The organism is Coriobacteriia bacterium, from assembly GCA_018368455.1.
Taxonomy (GTDB): domain Bacteria; phylum Actinomycetota; class Coriobacteriia; order Coriobacteriales; family UMGS124; genus JAGZEG01.
Map to the genome: position 1 here is coordinate 20,761 of JAGZEG010000002.1, position 15,723 is coordinate 36,483.

11 protein-coding genes are annotated in these 15,723 nt (G+C 64.6%); 5 read left to right on the forward strand and 6 right to left on the reverse strand.

Annotated features, from left to right (window positions below):
• Positions 1-16: 16 nt before the first annotated feature.
• Entirely contained in the window at positions 17-166 is a 150-nt protein-coding gene (locus KHZ24_01445; protein ID MBS5449869.1) for a hypothetical protein, read from the reverse strand.
• Positions 167-324: 158 nt separating this feature from the next.
• On the opposite strand from KHZ24_01445, the gene KHZ24_01450 reads away from it, so the two are divergent.
• A complete protein-coding gene (locus tag KHZ24_01450) occupies positions 325-585 on the forward strand; it encodes a hypothetical protein (GenBank protein MBS5449870.1) in 261 nt (86 codons plus the stop codon).
• A gap of 120 nt (positions 586-705) precedes the next feature.
• On the opposite strand, the gene KHZ24_01455 is transcribed toward KHZ24_01450, so the two are convergent.
• A complete protein-coding gene (locus tag KHZ24_01455; protein ID MBS5449871.1) occupies positions 706-1,989 on the reverse strand; it encodes an ATP-binding protein in 1,284 nt (427 codons plus the stop codon).
• A gap of 380 nt (positions 1,990-2,369) precedes the next feature.
• Between KHZ24_01455 and KHZ24_01460 the strand changes: the two genes are divergently transcribed.
• On the forward strand, positions 2,370-3,761 hold the full coding sequence (locus tag KHZ24_01460) for an FAD-binding protein (GenBank protein MBS5449872.1): 1,392 nt from the start codon (positions 2,370-2,372) through the stop codon (positions 3,759-3,761).
• On the forward strand, positions 3,758-4,480 hold the full coding sequence (locus KHZ24_01465; GenBank protein ID MBS5449873.1) for a hypothetical protein: 723 nt from the start codon (positions 3,758-3,760) through the stop codon (positions 4,478-4,480). The genes KHZ24_01460 and KHZ24_01465 overlap by 4 nt, the downstream gene beginning before the upstream one ends.
• Positions 4,481-4,883: 403 nt before the next feature.
• Here KHZ24_01465 and KHZ24_01470 read toward each other — a convergent pair whose 3' ends face one another.
• On the reverse strand, positions 4,884-6,713 hold the full coding sequence (locus KHZ24_01470; GenBank protein ID MBS5449874.1) for a flavocytochrome c: 1,830 nt from the start codon (positions 6,711-6,713) through the stop codon (positions 4,884-4,886).
• Positions 6,714-7,017: 304 nt separating this feature from the next.
• On the opposite strand from KHZ24_01470, the gene KHZ24_01475 reads away from it, so the two are divergent.
• Entirely contained in the window at positions 7,018-8,550 is a 1,533-nt protein-coding gene (locus KHZ24_01475) for a helix-turn-helix transcriptional regulator (protein ID MBS5449875.1), read from the forward strand.
• 549 nt (positions 8,551-9,099) lie between these two features.
• On the opposite strand, the gene KHZ24_01480 is transcribed toward KHZ24_01475, so the two are convergent.
• Positions 9,100-10,023, reverse strand: coding sequence for a LysR family transcriptional regulator (locus tag KHZ24_01480; GenBank protein MBS5449876.1), 924 nt, complete (start codon positions 10,021-10,023; stop codon positions 9,100-9,102).
• A gap of 279 nt (positions 10,024-10,302) precedes the next feature.
• Between KHZ24_01480 and KHZ24_01485 the strand changes: the two genes are divergently transcribed.
• Positions 10,303-11,976 carry an FAD-dependent oxidoreductase gene (locus KHZ24_01485; GenBank protein ID MBS5449877.1) on the forward strand — a complete coding sequence of 558 codons (1,674 nt, stop codon included), beginning with the start codon at positions 10,303-10,305 and terminating at the stop codon, positions 11,974-11,976.
• A gap of 654 nt (positions 11,977-12,630) precedes the next feature.
• On the opposite strand, the gene KHZ24_01490 is transcribed toward KHZ24_01485, so the two are convergent.
• Positions 12,631-14,403, reverse strand: a complete 1,773-nt coding sequence (locus tag KHZ24_01490) for an FAD-dependent oxidoreductase (GenBank protein MBS5449878.1) — start codon at positions 14,401-14,403, stop codon at positions 12,631-12,633.
• A gap of 356 nt (positions 14,404-14,759) precedes the next feature.
• The gene (locus KHZ24_01495) at positions 14,760-15,692 is read right to left on the reverse strand and encodes a LysR family transcriptional regulator (GenBank protein ID MBS5449879.1); all 933 of its coding nucleotides are present in this window, start codon (positions 15,690-15,692) and stop codon (positions 14,760-14,762) included.
• Positions 15,693-15,723 lie beyond the last annotated feature (31 nt).

Consider the following 15,723-nt stretch of genomic DNA (forward strand, 5'->3'; position numbering starts at 1 on the left):
TCGCAATTGCGTTCCGCTACTCCCCGGCAGCGTCAACAAGATCGAGGAGCTCGTCGCGGCTGTGGACACCGAGTTTGGCGTAGACGTTGCGGCGGTGCGAGATGGCCGTGCCCTCCGAGATGGAGAGCTCCTCGCAGACGCGCGCGAGGCTGTATCCGCGCGCCAACACCGCGATACGGCATCTCGTGCTCGCCGAAGGGCAACGCTTACATCAACGTCGACCGCACGGGCAAGCGCTTCGCCAACGAGAACGGCCGCTTCGACCCGCATAACGGCTGGCACCCCTACACGCTGTTCAACGACGAGATCTGCGGCTTTGAGCGCGTGCCAATGTGGACGATCTTCGACGCCAACGGCATGACGGGTCGCCTGGGTCCGGAGGCAAACTCCAAGGGCGAGGTCACCCCGCGTCTCTACGCTGCCGGCTCCATCAGCAACTTCCAGGAGCACACCTACGGCATCTCCGGTGGCGGCAACGCCGAGAACATGGTCTGGGGCCGCATCGCCGCCCGCCACGGCTGCGCCCTGGAGCCCTGGGACCCGAGTAGGCGTGAGGCGCGGCTGAGTGCCCCATGCGCCCGCTAGCTCCTCGCTAGAGGCGCCGCCCGCCCTTGGTTATTCCTGAGGGCGGGCGGCGCGCTCTATTTCTCCCGCAGTTGCCCAAGGTGCCGTCTTGATATAGCCAGCGTATGCCGATGTCAGGCCCTACGCACGCAGCGCGGTAATTGGCACCACCATCACGCCATCGGGCCTCGTATAGGCAAACGAACTCATGCCGCACACCACGGCCAGAAAGGTCGGCGTCGTGGCCCGCGGCTCCGCTTCGAAAACATCGCGCATCCTGAGCAGAGAGGCAGCGGCAGCATCGATCTGGTTGGCACCCAGCTTCACCTCAATTGCGCCCCAACGGCCATCGGGAAGCTCGACGACGGCATCGATCTCGCGATCATTCCCGTCACGGTAATGATAAAGGCGACCACCTGACGCCCGTATGTACACAAGCAGATCACGCTCACAGAGGGCTTCGAATAGAAAGCCGAGCGTCTCGAGATCTCCCATCAAGCGCGACGGCGTGGCACGCAACGCCGCAGCAGCAAGGGAGGGATCTGCAAGATGGCGCTTGGGCTTCTTTCCGACACGCACGGACGAGCGCATGTTTGGATTGAATGCCGGCTGGTCATAAATGACGAATAGCCGATATAGAGCCTCGAGATACTCGGCAACCGTATCCTCGGCCAGCGTCTCGTCATCAAATTCCCGCATGTCACGGCGCAGCGTTGCGTTGCTCGCCAACGTACTCTCGTTGCGTGCTAAGGAACGAACGAGCAGGCCCATCTTACGCGGATCATGCTCCCTATCGCCAATCCTCCCCACATCCTGCTCAATAACCTGGCGTAGATAGCCAGCAGGGACGACCCCCTCTCCTTCAGAAGGAGCCTGGAGGTTGCCCGGCCACCCGCCACGCACGATAAGATGGCAAAGACGTTCCAGTGGGACATCTCCCGTCCGAAGAGCCTGTATGGGACCTTCAAACATGCCCGCCAGGGAGACATCGCCCGTTGAATCGCCCGACTCGTACAGGGACATGGGATGCATCCGGATGGTGTCGATTCTTCCCGTCCCGCTATGCATCACACCTTTGTACTGAGGGGTCGACGAGCCGCTGAGCAGGAACCTTCCCGTGCGCTGGGTGCGATCAACCTCAAAGCGCACGGCATCCCAAAGCGGAGGAACCTCTTGCCACTCGTCGATAAGATGAGGTTCGTCACCCGACAAAGCCAGCCGAGGATCAAGCTCTGCCATATCCCTGTTCTGGAATCCACCTGACGGATCCCCAACATAGAACACGCTCTGGGCATGGTTGAGCGATGCCCAGGTCTTTCCGCACCACTTGGGGCCTTCAACGCAAACGGCGCCAAAGACACGGAGGGACCTTTCGATCTCTCTGTCGACGTAACGCAATCGGTATCCTTGAGGCGTCAAAGCCATGAGGTTCCTTTCATGAGTTTCTACCTGCAAGTATACCGTCAATTAGGGCGTTTTCGGCACATTCGTTAGGGATTTTTCGGCAGTTCCATTAGGTCGTTTTCGGCAGTTTCGTTAGGGATTTTTCGGCACCTCCGCCCCACTTGCATTCGTTGTGAGTATTACGCAACTTATGCGATACGCCCACGCAGCCTGCGTAGCCAGCGCCCCCGCATGACGTGTTTGGGTCACGGAGACCCACGGAGGTATCGTGCGACTCGAGGCGCGCGCCGGAAAAGGGGCCGGCAGCAAGAGGAGGCCGCGTGACACTGCCATCGCGACGGTTCCACGCAATCCTCTCATCGCAATCCACGCGCCCCAGTCGCAAGGAAGGGAATCCGCACATGGCATCGAACATCGCCAGCTCATCGCTCGACCGTCGCTCGTTCGTCGCCGGGGCCGTCGCCACCGGCATCGCAGGCGCTGCCGCCCTCGCGCCGGCCGCCGCCCACGCCAGCGAGAAGACCGGTTCCTCCGCCTCCGAAGCCTCCGCAGACGCCGATGCCTTCGAGCTCACGCGTTCCTGGGACGCCGAGTATGACGTTATCGTCGTCGGCTTCGGCGGCGCTGGCGCGGCCACGGCAATCACGGCCGCCGACGAGGGTGCCAAGGTCCTGCTGCTTGAAAAGGCTCCCGAAGGCTATGCCGGTGGCAACTCCAACATCTGCATGCAGTGGGTCTGCACGACCGAGGACAAGGAGGGCGTCCGCACCTACTTCGAGGCCCTGCGTGGCGATTGGGATTCCCCCTCTGACGCAATCCTCGACGTCTACCTCGACGGCATGCTCGAAAACAAGGCGTGGCTCGAGTCACTCGGCGCCCCGGCAGTCACTCCGTTCGAGTACGCCGAGTATCCCGACTTCCCCGGCGTCAGCTCGTTCGTTCCCGTCACGATCGACGGCTCCAACGGCATGAACCCGCCCCACTCGTTCGGCGGCAACGGCGCCTGCTACAACCTCCTCAAGGACAACGTCACTCAGCGCGCCGACAGCATCGACGTATGGTACGAGGCTCCGGCCAAGCACCTCATCCAGGACCCGGCCACCAAGATCGTCCACGGCGTCATCGCTCAGGTTGCCGGTCAGGACGTCGCAATCCGTGCAAAGAACGGCGTTGTGCTGACGTGCGGAGGCTACGAGGAGAATCCCCGCATCCAGCAGGATTACACGCAGCGCAAGCTCTGGCCGTCCACCGGCAGCGTCCACTACAACGAGGGCGACGGCATCGTGATGGCCCTCGAGATCAACGCCGCGCTGTGGCATATGAGCAACGTCGTCACGAACAACGGCGAGTTCTACAACGAGGAGACCCGCACGGCAACGTTCGGCTTTGGAGCGTTTGGCGGCGGCAAGGGCCTCTACATCGGCCCCGACGGCACCCGCGCCTTTGACGGAGGCGCCCATCACGGAAAGGTCAACGTCAACGGCGAGTATCGAAACGCCAGTCTGCCCGCCACGTTCTGGGATGTGTGGGATCAGAGCATCCAGGATCTCGGCCCCATCAATCAGACTTGGTCGGCGGACAGCTCCGAGGAGATTGCAAAGGGCTGGATCATCACAGCCGACACGATCGAGGATCTGGCTGCCCAGATGGGCTACGACGCCGACACCGCAACCGTTGTCGCTCAGACAATTGACGGCAACTCGTCAATCGCACGACACCGCTTACGCTCACGCCGGCGGGCAAGGTGTTTCTACGCGGCTCGAACGACATCATCTCAGCCTATGAGCGCATGATGCGCGAGCTTGACAGCTTGAGCTCTCGACCTTCTGCCCAGGTGCGCATCCGCGACTATGGCACCGGCTCATTCACCAGCATCTTCGCTGGCCTACTTGACGAAATGGCCGCAAGCCACCCCGAGATCGACGTGCGCTTTGTCCGCGTAAACGAAGACGATGCCCACCTCATCGCCACAGGCGAGATCGACGTAGGCTTTGTGCGCACCGTTACCGTCGATGGGCAGGAATTCCTCGAACGCCAACCAGACCTCACCTATCTGCGGCTTTCCTCCGACGTCTCGCCCCTGGTCTTTGGAGCGCGGTCTGGCCACCCCCTGCTCGACGTCGAGCATCCCACGCTGCGCGACGTCGCCCTTTGGCGGCTAGCCATGCCAACCGATACCGATCAGGGCGCATTCCCGCTGGCAGTGAAGCGTCTTTTTGCGGATATGGGCATCGATCTGCAGACCGAAAGCGTTTACTGCGACTCGTCAAGCGAACACTTTTTCGAGTACTTCTCGGGCATGAACCCCGACAGCGTGGCATTCTTCACCGAGCGCAGCTACGCAGACTACATGTCGAGCATCCGGCTGGGATGGCGCCATCAACAGATGGTCCGCCTTACCGAGGCAGACTACCAGGTCATCGCCTACGCCATCTACCCAAGTTCCAGCGATAACCCGGCGCTACCCATCATTGTCGACGCGATCCACCGCATCGATGCCGCCATGGCATAGCCTCGCATCCCCGAGCGCCCCACCCGCAGGCGCCGCCGGGCGCTCCGCCAGCCACTGCGCGGCGGCGCGCGCCACCTCCCGCCCTGCCCGCAAGCCCGTTTTTGTCAGTCGACGGCTGTTCCGCGGCCAGGAATGGCACTCGTGTACGGGCCCGCTTCCCGCGAGCAGAAGCCCGGGGCGCCGACAGGCCACGCTCACTCGCAAGTCACTCGCATCACCGCAGGTAGGGCGGTCGGTGCTCCGGCTCCCCCGAAAGCGCACGCCTCCAGCCGCCGGGAGCCCCCATACACGAGCGCGATTCCTGGCCGCCGCACGGCCCTCGCCATGCAAAAAGGCGCCCACAGGTCGTTTCAGACCTGCGGGCGCCCTTCGTTAGCGCTCTATATCGCGCCAGCTTCTGGCTTTACGCCAGCTCGGCAGCGCTGGCACCGGCGATGCGGCCGAACGTGATGACATCGGCGATAGCGTCGGAGCCGAGGCGGTTCGTGCCGTGGATGCCGCCCGTGACCTCACCGGCCGCGAACAGGTTCGGAATCGTCTCGCCAGACTCGCGCACGACCTGGGCGTCGGTCGTGATGTGCACGCCGCCCATCGTGTGGTGCACCGACGGGACGCAGCGGCCCAGATAGTACGGCGCCGTCTCGAACGTGTTCATCGTCGAGCGGTAGTTGAAGTCGTCGTCCTTGCCAGCGGCAGCCATCTCGTTCCAGTGCGCGACCGTCTTGGCGAGCTCGGCGGGGTCGACGCCCGCAGCCTCGGCGACCTCCTCGATCGTGTCGCCCTTGAACAGGGTGCCGGTGTCGTAGCCCATCTTGACCTCGCCGGGGTGATTGTCGAACAGCTTCGTCTCTTCGACGCCCTTCTCGTCCCAGAACAGGTAGGCATACGCGTTGGTCTGAGCCTTGATAGCGTTGGAGATGACGTCACGGCGCTCGAGCTCCTCGACGAAGCGGTCGCCCTCCTCGTTCACCAGAATGCCGCGGTCGTCAAGGCGCATGTCATAGATGTAGAGCAGCGCGCCAGTCACCGGGTCGCACGTCGGGTAGGTCTGGATCCAGTCCATACCGACAAAGCCGGCACCGATGCCCTCGGCCATCGTGATGCCGTCACCGGTCGTGGCCACGGTGTCCGTGGAGTGCACGCCTTCGTCCAGGTCGGGGTTGTACTTCATGCGCATCTCGACGTTGGAGCCGAAGCCGCCCGTCGCCAGCACGAACGCCTTGCCGGTGAACTCGTAGCTCTGGCCGTCGGGCGTCTCGGCCTTCACGGCCTTGATGGAGCCGTCGTCAGCCTGCACGAACTCCGTGGCGCGCATGCTCGTGTAGATGGAGATGCCCTTGCTCTCGGCGTCGCTCTTGAGCGGCCAGGTAATCTTGGCGCCGGACTCGCCCTCGGGGACGAGCGAACGCTTCACGCTGTGGCCGCCGAAGAAGCTGAGGTGGTCGAAGTTGACCTTGTGCTCGTCACGCAGCCACTCAGCCGAGGCGAGGGCGGTCGTAGCGAGGATGTTGATGAGGTCGTGATCCTGGTCGGTGTCGTCGCCGCCGGCGATGATGTCGCTCTCAAACAGCTCGGGCGAGTCCTCGATGCCCTCCTCCTGCTGCAGCCAGTTCTGAGGCGCCGCCATGCCGCCGCCGGAAATCTGCGTGTTGCCGCCGATGCTCGGAAGCTTCTCGAGCACGATGACCGACTTGCCGGCCTCGGCAGCCGTCAGGGCAGCAGACAGGCCAGCGCCGCCAGCACCGAGCACGATGACGTCGGCATCCGTCGTAGCCGGAGCCTCATAGACAGGCGTGGCGTGGTCGGCCTTGGACAGGGCGTCGGTGTCGAAGCCGGCCTGCTTAAGCGCGTCGGTCACGGCAAGCAGCACGGCGTTGCTCGTAATCGTGGAGCCCGTGACGTTGTCCACATTGAGCGTCTGCTTGTCGATGATGAGCGGCAGCATGACCTTCTCGACGGACTCGACCATGCCGGGCATCTCTTCGTTCTCGGTGATCTTGATGTCGGCGATCTTGCCGTCCTTGACCGTCACCTCAACGTTGACGGGGGCGTGCTTGCCGCGGGAAGCGGCGGTGTAGGTGCCGTCCTTCACGGAACCGGCAGCGGAGGCGTCGCCGCTCGCGGAGCCCTCAGTGGCCAGAGCCATACCCGGGATGGCGGCGGCAGCCGCGACGGCGGCGATACCCGCACCGGTGCCCTTGAGGAACGTACGGCGAGTGCTCTCGAAAGCCATGTGAATCCCCTTTCTTTGAGGCGGTCGTGACAACCGGACACTCCCCAGCGTCCGGTGCGACGCCACGCCCGTCATTACCGCGCGGCCCGTCCTGTGCGGGCCAGACGCGTCCTGTGGGTGAAGTCGCCACTGCCTGTGGCCGACTGATTCGTAGCCTACCCATATCGGCCCTCGCCGTAACCCCAACGTTGGGTTATTGTTGTAACCCTGCAGGTAAATGCCGGTGTCAACCGAGCCTCGCAAAGGTGCGAGACAATGCGATTCCAGGCATGACTCATCAGGCATGAGAGGGGGCGAGCGAGACATGAGCGAGTTTCTGACACGCTGGCGCACGATGTTCGCACGCCTCAGCATGGTGCCGCTCGCCTTTTTGGGCGTTGGGCTCTATCGTGCGTGGATCGCGACGTTCTTTCGCTACGGGGCGTTCCCCGGCCTAGACTATCCCGACTACGCCCTGTTCGAAGCGAGCATCGGCGTCGTCTCGTTCACCTGCGCCGCGCTCGCCCGCAAAGCCGCGCCGCTGTGGTCGAACAGGCACGCGCTACTGGCGTGCGGGGCGTCCATGACGCTAGGCTCGCTCGGCCTCGTCATCACGGCGCAGGCCCTCCCGCTCGCGCTCGGCATCCCGAGCCCGGTCGCGTTTGCGGCGGAGGCGTCTCCCGTCATGACGGCGCTCGCGCTCGGCAAGACCGTCAGTCTCGCGGCGGCCGGCGGCGGGCTGGGCATCCTCATCCTCATCTGGTGCGAGTTCTTCGGCGCGCTCAACCCAATGCGCGTCGCCATCTACCACGGCGCCGCCATCCTGTTCGGCGAGGCGTTCTTCTGGCTGTTCATGGGGCTCGAGCCCGCCTACATCTCCGTGTTCTCCATCGTGTTGCCCCTCGCGTCGCTCGGCTCGGCGCACCGCTCCATCTCGAGCCTCCCTCACACGGAGCGCCCTCACGAGGGAGAGCTCATCCGCGGCTCCGTCATCCCTTGGAAGCCCATCGTGCTGATGGCCATCTGCACGTTTGCCATGCAGTTCGCCACGATGCCCGGCGCCCCGATGGTTGCCGGCAACGTCATCGGTGTCGTGCTCGCCTGTGTGTTCGTCATACTCGGCTCGCTGTCCACGTCGCGCTGGTTCAACTTCGACACGATCTACCGCGTCGCGTTCCCCCTGGTGTGCGCCGCATCGCTACTCGTGACCCCGTTGCTTGGTGTCGGCGACCACCCACAGGCCACGGCTCTGTTCTTCGACGGCGGCTACACGATGATGTCCATGTTCATCATGATCGTCCTCTCGAACATCACGTACCGCTTCGGCATCAACGCCACGTGGCTCAACGGCATCGAGCGCGGCATTCGCTACATCGTGGAGACACTGGGCTGGGGCACGTACGTTCTTGCCGCCACCGTGCTGCCGACCGGGGCGAACCAGATCGTCCACATCGGCGTGGCCGTCATCGTGTTCGTGGCGTTTCTCGCCATCGTGCTCTCCGAGAAGAGCCTCGCCGCTCGCTGGGGCATCGACTTGCACGAGGGAGCAAGCGGCGCAGTGCCCGACGTCGAGCTCGACACGCCCGTGCGGCCCGACCCGTTCGCAGCCGGCCAGCTCTCGCTGCGCGTGTCCGACCTGTCGAAAGCCCGCGGCCTGTCCGACCGCGAGGAGGAGATCCTCCAGCTCATGGCGAGGCGCGTGCCTATGGCTCAGATGGAGGAAAATCTGTTCGTAGCGCGCGGCACGATCAAAGCGCACACGAGCCGCATCTACAAAAAGCTCGGCGTCCATAGCCGCGAGGAGCTCTACGAGATGATCGGCGTGGAACCCGAAACGGAAACGACCGGTCCCGCGTAGCCCAAGGCACCTCGTAAATAGCCATAACCCTCGCATCACCCCAAAAAGAGGACGCGACACCCTTACTGGGTATCTCTCATCTATTTTTATGAGAGACACCTGAGGCGGTAGGACGATGTAGGTGACCCTCTCAACCTGCAGGCCTGAGGCCTCTCTCCCGCTCTCACCCCTTTCGCATGACACCGGGGGTATTCAGTGAGTTGTGAAGGGAAATTCACAGCAATAACCGCAGGTAAACAGCCATTTTTAAATCTAACCCTATTCGGGTATCGCACAGCGGGCCGCAGCACGGCATCATAGGGTTCAGCAACGCAGGACGGGCACGCAGGCCTCGTGCTGAGCGGGATCCGCGCTTCTGGCGCATCCACGTCCACCTGCGGCGCTCTTGACAACGACTACCCCAAGCCGACTCAGGCGTTCCCCCTTACCGCCTCGACGTCTGGCATTCCCCTTGAGGCAGCGGGCCGGCGACCTCCCCCACGTCGCGTAACGGCCCGCTGCCATTTTTGTTACCTGCGCGCCAAGAGACCCCGGCCCTGCGATGACCACCTACGCCCGCGGCGAGAACAGCCCGCGCAGACGGCTCGACAGCGTGGGACGAGCCCGGGCGACGCATGCGCCCACGAACGCCTGCTCAGCATCGTCGAGCTCGTGGTCGGCTCGCCACGAGATCCCGATCTCGTAGGGCATCCCCTCGACGGGCAGCGCCACGACCGACGCATCGTCCGCATAGAGCGGGAGCACGGAGCGCGCCGTGAACGCAACGCCTCGCCCGTCGTGGGCGTACTGGTGCAGCCACATCATCTCGGACGACGTCACGATCTCGGCAGGACGCACCCCCTGCTCCTCCAGCAGGGCGAGAAGCTGCCCGTAGTTCTTGAACAGCGGGCCCACCAGCGCCACGGCGCGCCCGTCCAGATCGGCGACCGTCACGCGGTGCCGGCTTGCCAGCGAATCGTCGGCGCGCACCCAGACGCAGCGGTCACACGAGCACAGCGGCGTCGTCTGCAGGCCCTCGGCTACGGGCGCCACCGTCAGGCCGAGCTCGTCGGATCCATCGAACAGTGCCTCGTCTACCCGGATGTCGGGCAGGTCATCGCACAGCACCTCGATACCCGGGTGTTCACGGCAGAACTCCGAGACGAACTCCATGCCCAGCAGACCGAAGGCGCCGATGGCGGCCGCGAGGTGAATCGTCCGTCGTTCCTCGCCACGCAGGCGGGCAAAGCGCTCGTCAAGCCGACCCCGCACGGCGGCGCACTCCTCGCAGAAGGCGGCAAACTCCCTGGCGTACTCCGTCGGGCGCAGCAAGCCGCCCTCCCCCGCGACGAAGAGACTCACGCCGAGCTCGCCCTCGAGCGCGCGCACTGCCTTCGCCATGCCCTGCGAGGACATCGGCACCTGGCGAGCGGCCGCCGCGAAGTTGCCCGCGCGATAGACGAGCATGAAGTAGTCCATCTGGTTCCAGTTCATCGGCACCCCTTTGCGCCTCGCACGCGCTCCGCATACCCGGACGGTCTTTCGTGCTCGCGCACATATTCTCACCTGCGACGCCGGACGCAATCAACTTTTACTTTCAGGGCACCCAACGAGGAGTTGCTGGCGTCCGCGAGTCCCTGCGGCCTACTGTGGGCAGCGTTCACGAGGGCGTCGCCACCCGCGGCGCCTCACGAAGGCGGGTGCACGTCGTCGCGGCCATCTCGCAACGCAAGCGCACCCCAACCGCACGCCTCCCACGAAAGGGGACCGACCATGGAGATCACCCGCAGGAGCTTCGTCCAGGCAGCCGGCGCCGCCGGTGCCGCCGTCGCGATGGGCGCCGCCGCCTCGAGCGCCCTGGCCTCCGAGGCCGCCGACAAGGCAGCCGCAACCGACTCCTACTCCGGCACCGACTACGTCGACGCGGCCGCTGACGGCAAGGAGCCGACGATCATCGATTACACGAACGTCGTCGAGGAGGTCGGCGCGCCAACGAAGACCGAGCAGCACGACCTCATCGTCATCGGCGCCGGCGGCACGGGCCTCGCGGCCGGCATCCAGGCGTTCGAGGACGGCCTCGACGTCGTCGTGCTCGAGAAGAAGGGCCTCGCCGGCGGCACGTTCCCCGGCTCGGAGGGCATGTTCGCCGTGGGCTCGCACTGGCAGAAGGAGGCAGGCATCGAGATCGACGTCGAGGAGATCGTCGAGCGCCTCATGACGTACCACCACTACGTGCCGGACGCCGAGCTGTACCACACGTTCTTCAACAAGACGGCCGAGACCATCGACTGGCTCGAGAGCAAGGGTGTCGGCTTCCAGGAGGTCGTGGCGCTCGGCGAGTCCGACCCGACGTGGCACCTCTACGCCGGCGTGCGCTCCGAGGGCCTCGGCGCCCAGTTCATGGTGAGCTTCACGGCGTACGCGGAGAAGATCGGCCTCGACATCCGCTATGAGACGCCGGCCAAGCAGCTCATCACCGACGAGTCCGGCGCTGTGACCGGCGTGCTGGCCGTCGACAAGGAGGGCGAGGTCATCCAGTTCGACGCCAAGGCCGTCATCATCGGCACGGGCGGCTACGCTAACAACATGAACATGATGAAGCAGCTCGCCGAGGTCGACCCCAAGACGGTCTGCCCCGCCGGCTCTAACGGGCGCGACGGCGATGGCATCCGCATGGCGCGCCACGCCGGCGCCATCATGGCCCCCGCGCCCGGCACCGCTGCCTGGTACGGCCCCATCCTGTACGGCACGACGTACGGCACGCCCGTGCAGGCCGCCACGTCGCTGCAGCCGGTCCTGTGGCTCAACGAGCACTGCGAGCGCTTCGTCGCCGAGGACATGTTCCACCGCAACTTCCCGTTCGCCGGCATGGCGCACAAGAGCCAGAAGACGGTGTACACGCTGCTCAGCCAGAAGTTCCTCGACATGTATGAGGCTGACGGCGTGCAGCTGCAGGTCGGCGTCTACTGCGAGACGGGCATCCCGCTGACGACGCTCAAGAGCGACCTGCAGGAGCTCATCGACGAGGGCAACGAGCACATCTGGGTGGCCGACACCGTGGCCGAGCTCGCCGAGAAAGCCGGCCTCGACCCCGAAAAGCTCACAGCGAGCGTCGATGCGTACAACGAGATGTGCGCCGGCGGCAAGGACACGCAGTTCGACAAGGCTGACGAGTTCATGATCGCCATCGACGAGGGCCCGTTCTACCTGTTCGAGGTCCAGAACGGCTACTTCTGCACCGTGGGCGGCATCCGCATCTCCACGAAGTGCGAGGCGCTCGACGAGAACCGCAATCCGGTGCCCGGCCTGTACATGGGCGGCATGGACGCGGGCGGATTCTACGGCGACGCCTACGACGCCGGCATCGCGGCCGGCTCCTGCGCCTCGTGGGCCATCAACTCCGGCCGCCTCGCCGAGGAAGCGGCGAAGGCGTACATCGGGAAGTAAAGCCCCGCAAGCATCTCGGAAGCTAGCTCCAGCGCCCCGGCCAGCAAGCCTCACGAAGGCCCGCTGGTCGGGGCGACTTGTTTTGCCGCCTGTAGTAAGCGCCCCAGACCGCAGGTCAATCTTTTCGGTTGTGCTGGGTTTTGTAAAATCGACGCCCAAAAATGGCCCCAAACGGCGGTTATGCTAGGTTTGCAAGCCCGGTCTTGCCGCGTGTGCGCGGACGTCCCGAGAAACCAGCAGGTGAGAGGGCCGTGCGAGCCGTATCTTCCCCATTTCGTACGCGAAAAAGCCGCGCAAACCTCGCACAGCCGCAATCCGCGCCCATTTCCAGCCTCGGGTTTTACAAGACCTAGCACAACCGCGAAAACTGCCCGGTCTCAGCCTCACATCAGCGCTCATCCCAGTGTCCCGCAGCACCGGCACCCACCACGGCACCGGGCCTGCTCCGGCGTCCAACCCCGCACTCGACCTCGGCCGCCCGTCTCCCCCGGTCTAGCACCAGCCTCAGCGTCAGCCTCGGCCCACGCGCCCGCACTCCGTAACCCGAGCGCCCGCGTCCCAAATATGCCCGGCCCCGCACGCGCCGATAACGGGCGTGCGGGGCCGGTCACTTAGCTTGGAAACGCCCCCCCTCAGCAGAGGCGAGCCGCGCGCCTACTCCAGCGCATCCTTGCCGTCGGCGCGAGCGATGCCGTCAGCCGCCATGAAGCCGCCAACGAACGAGGTACCCACGTCACCGTAGAGCCCCGCGTACGGCCGTCCCGAGATATTGCACTCGCCGTTTGAGCCGCCCGCCGTGTGGAAGCCCGCGTACAGACCAGGAATGACAGCGCCCTCCGTGTCGATAACCTGCATCTGCGGGTTCACGCGCAGGCCGCACTTCGTCGTGAAGATGTTGCCGCCAAGCTTGGCTCCGTAGAACGGTGGCTCGGTGATGGGGATGAGCCACGAGGGATCGTACGGGTACGTCGCCACGTAGTCCTCGCCGGCCTCGCACGCCGCGTTCCACTTCTCGACCTGCTCCACGAGCACGCCCTTGCGCAGGCCCAGCGCCTCCTCGAGCTCCTCGAGCGTGTCGCACTTCTTCACGGCGCCCGCGTCGAGCATCATCTGGAAGCCCGTGCGCCAGTCGCGCTGGTACTCGGGCACGCGGTCAATGAGCGGGTCATCGTCCGGCACGACCTTGATGGCACGGCACACCGCTTCCTTGAACGTGCCACTCGTCAGCACGTCCTCGTACTTGGAGTCGAAGCACACGAACACGCGGCCACCCGGCTGGGTGATCTCGACAGTCGCCCCATCGGTCAGAGCGGTGACGCTGCCCGAATCGGACAGGGTGGCGTACGGGTAGTTCTGGCCGAACGTCGTAAGCCACGGCACGCGCTCGCCCATGCGGTTAAAACGCAGCCACGGCTGGCGCAGCACCTGGTTGCCATCCTTGTTGACGTGGAACGTCATGCGCGTGTCGTACTCGCCGTACTCCTGCCACTCGACGCCGCCGTCGTAGCTGCCCGAGCAGTCCAGGCCGGCGATGTCGGCCCCGACGCCCAGGCCCATGCGGATGCACTCGCCCGTGTTGCACGGCGGGCACGGCACGTTGGCAAGGCCGTCCACGATGGAGGGGAGGTACTTCTTGAGCATGGCGCGGTTCATCTCGAAGCCACCTGCAGTGAGCAGTACGCCCTTGGCGCCGTGCAGGTAGATCTCCGACCCGTCCTCGTCCGTTGCCTTGATGCCCGTAACGGTGCCGTCCTCGACCACAAGCGCCGTCGCAACGGTGTTGAGACGGATATCGACGCCCGCTTCCTCGGCCTTCTCCGTGAGGTACGTGAAGAAGTAGTCGTTGATCATGATGGAATTGTTCTCGGTAATCTGCCCTGCAAAGTGCAGGTTCCCCATATTGACGTACGGCTCCCAGGGAACGCCGAGGTAGTCGGCCATCCAATCGATGCACTTCGGGCCCTCGGTCGCCATGGCGTAGAGCAGGTTGGTGTTGGCGCTCATGCCCCACATGTCGTTGAGGTATTCGACGACCTTGCGCGGCTCGTACGGATAGGACGGCAGGGCCCACTCCTCTTCGTTGGCAAGCTTATGGCCGCCGAAGTTCACAAAGTGGCCCGCGTAACGGGAGGCGCCGCCGATCAGCGTGTCCTTCTCGAGCAGCGTGACCGAGTAGCCGTACTCGGCCAGACGCAACGCGCCCACCATGCCACCAGCGCCCGAGCCCACGACGACGACATCCGCCTCGACATCCCAGGAAGCGGGAGCCTCGACCGGCGCGATGGGCTGGGTCTCGGCCTCAAACGCAGCCTTCGCCTCAGCGTCGGCATCATCGGAAGGCTTCGCCTCGGAAGCACCGGCAACGCTCGGGTCACCGGCCATCAGGCCACCTCCGGCAAGCGCGGCTCCCGCGGCAGCCGTCGCCATGAAAGCACGGCGCGTCAAAGCAGAAGCCTCGCCGGCGCTTCCCCGATTCATCTCAGCACTCACAGCAGTCCCCTTTCTTCAGCCGGCCGCAGCAAAACCCATCCCCCGATAGGCGTCAGCCGGCATATACCGAAATAGGCGCGTCCTTCCATGCAGGCGGAAAGCGCGAGATCCGCTCGGAAGGACAGTCCCAGCTTATCGCAGCCGGCGACAGCGGAATTTATCGATAATTTCCGTAAAGAAGGCAAAGTGAGCGCAGTAAATTTTCTTTCTTGCGCAACTTACTTTTTCGAAGCGCGGCATCCCGGGGGCATGTCACCGGGACGCCGCGCCTGGCGTCGTGGCCGCGTCACGCGTCACGCAAGAGCGCTGCGAAGATCTTCCGCCAGCGTCTCGAAAAAGGTGTCGCCATCTTCCCTCAGGCAACCGGTATCAAACAGGAGATACAATTCGCAAGCTATGGGCAGGTCCGCCAGCTCGAAGAAAAACGCCCCGCCAGGCGGCCTCGTTGCCTCGCCGATGCTCAGGCCAAACGAGTCGGGGGAGCCGGAGAACAGGTATTCCGAGTACCCGTCGAACGGCTCGTAGGCCAAGGAGATGTCGACGCCGTGTCGGGCGAGCTCCTGCTGGACGACCTCGCCCGCACGCCCCATGTTGTCGGTAGTGCCCATCAGCAGGGTTCGGCCCGACAGGTCGGCAGCCCGAATGGTCGAAAGGCGGCGCAAGGAAGAGGAGCCGCCCGCCCAGAACAGCAGCCGCGTCGACTTGATGAGCTCCCAGCGAAAGCCCTCGGGAAGCTGCGCATCAAGGCGACCGGTCGCTACGTTATCAACAGGCACGCGGGGCAGCAGTATGAGGTCGACGTCACCGCCGCACACCGCCTCGAGGTTCGAGCTCATCCGCGACGAGATGCGGATGTCGATGCTTTTCTCCGGGTGGAGCGAGCAATACGCCAGGCGAGTCCGCTCCACGCAGTCCAGCAGTTCAGGGACGCTGATATCGCCCACCATGATGGACGCATGGTTGCGCGCAAACGAGCGGCACGACTCGAAGGCATCATCTGTGTAGCGCACGACCTCGCGTGCCCGCTCAAGCACGAAGTTGCCTGTCGACGTCAAGTGCAGCCTGCCGCCGTGGCGCGCCGTAAAAGGAGCGCCGATCTCGGACTCGAGCGCCTTGATGTGGGCCCGGAGCGTGGGCTGCGATATGTAGAGCGCCCGCGCCGCCTCCGCGTAGCTCAGCGTCTGCGCGAACTCGATGTACTCGCTCAGATACGAGGCAGGGGTCATGCTCTCTCCTCCGCAAAAGCGCGCATGCGGG

Excerpts from the sequence above, each read along its gene's own strand:
- KHZ24_01460 (MBS5449872.1), top strand. The coding sequence starts at position 2,370 with ATGGCATCGAACATCGCCAGCTCATCGCTCGACCGTCGCTCGTTCGTC.
- KHZ24_01480 (MBS5449876.1), bottom strand. The coding sequence starts at position 10,023 with ATGAACTGGAACCAGATGGACTACTTCATGCTCGTCTATCGCGCGGGC.
- KHZ24_01475 (MBS5449875.1), top strand. The coding sequence starts at position 7,018 with ATGAGCGAGTTTCTGACACGCTGGCGCACGATGTTCGCACGCCTCAGC.
- KHZ24_01465 (MBS5449873.1), top strand. The coding sequence starts at position 3,758 with ATGATGCGCGAGCTTGACAGCTTGAGCTCTCGACCTTCTGCCCAGGTG.
- KHZ24_01495 (MBS5449879.1), bottom strand. The coding sequence starts at position 15,692 with ATGACCCCTGCCTCGTATCTGAGCGAGTACATCGAGTTCGCGCAGACG.
- KHZ24_01485 (MBS5449877.1), top strand. The coding sequence starts at position 10,303 with ATGGAGATCACCCGCAGGAGCTTCGTCCAGGCAGCCGGCGCCGCCGGT.
- KHZ24_01470 (MBS5449874.1), bottom strand. The coding sequence starts at position 6,713 with ATGGCTTTCGAGAGCACTCGCCGTACGTTCCTCAAGGGCACCGGTGCG.
- KHZ24_01490 (MBS5449878.1), bottom strand. The coding sequence starts at position 14,403 with ATGGCGACGGCTGCCGCGGGAGCCGCGCTTGCCGGAGGTGGCCTGATG.
- KHZ24_01455 (MBS5449871.1), bottom strand. The coding sequence starts at position 1,989 with ATGGCTTTGACGCCTCAAGGATACCGATTGCGTTACGTCGACAGAGAG.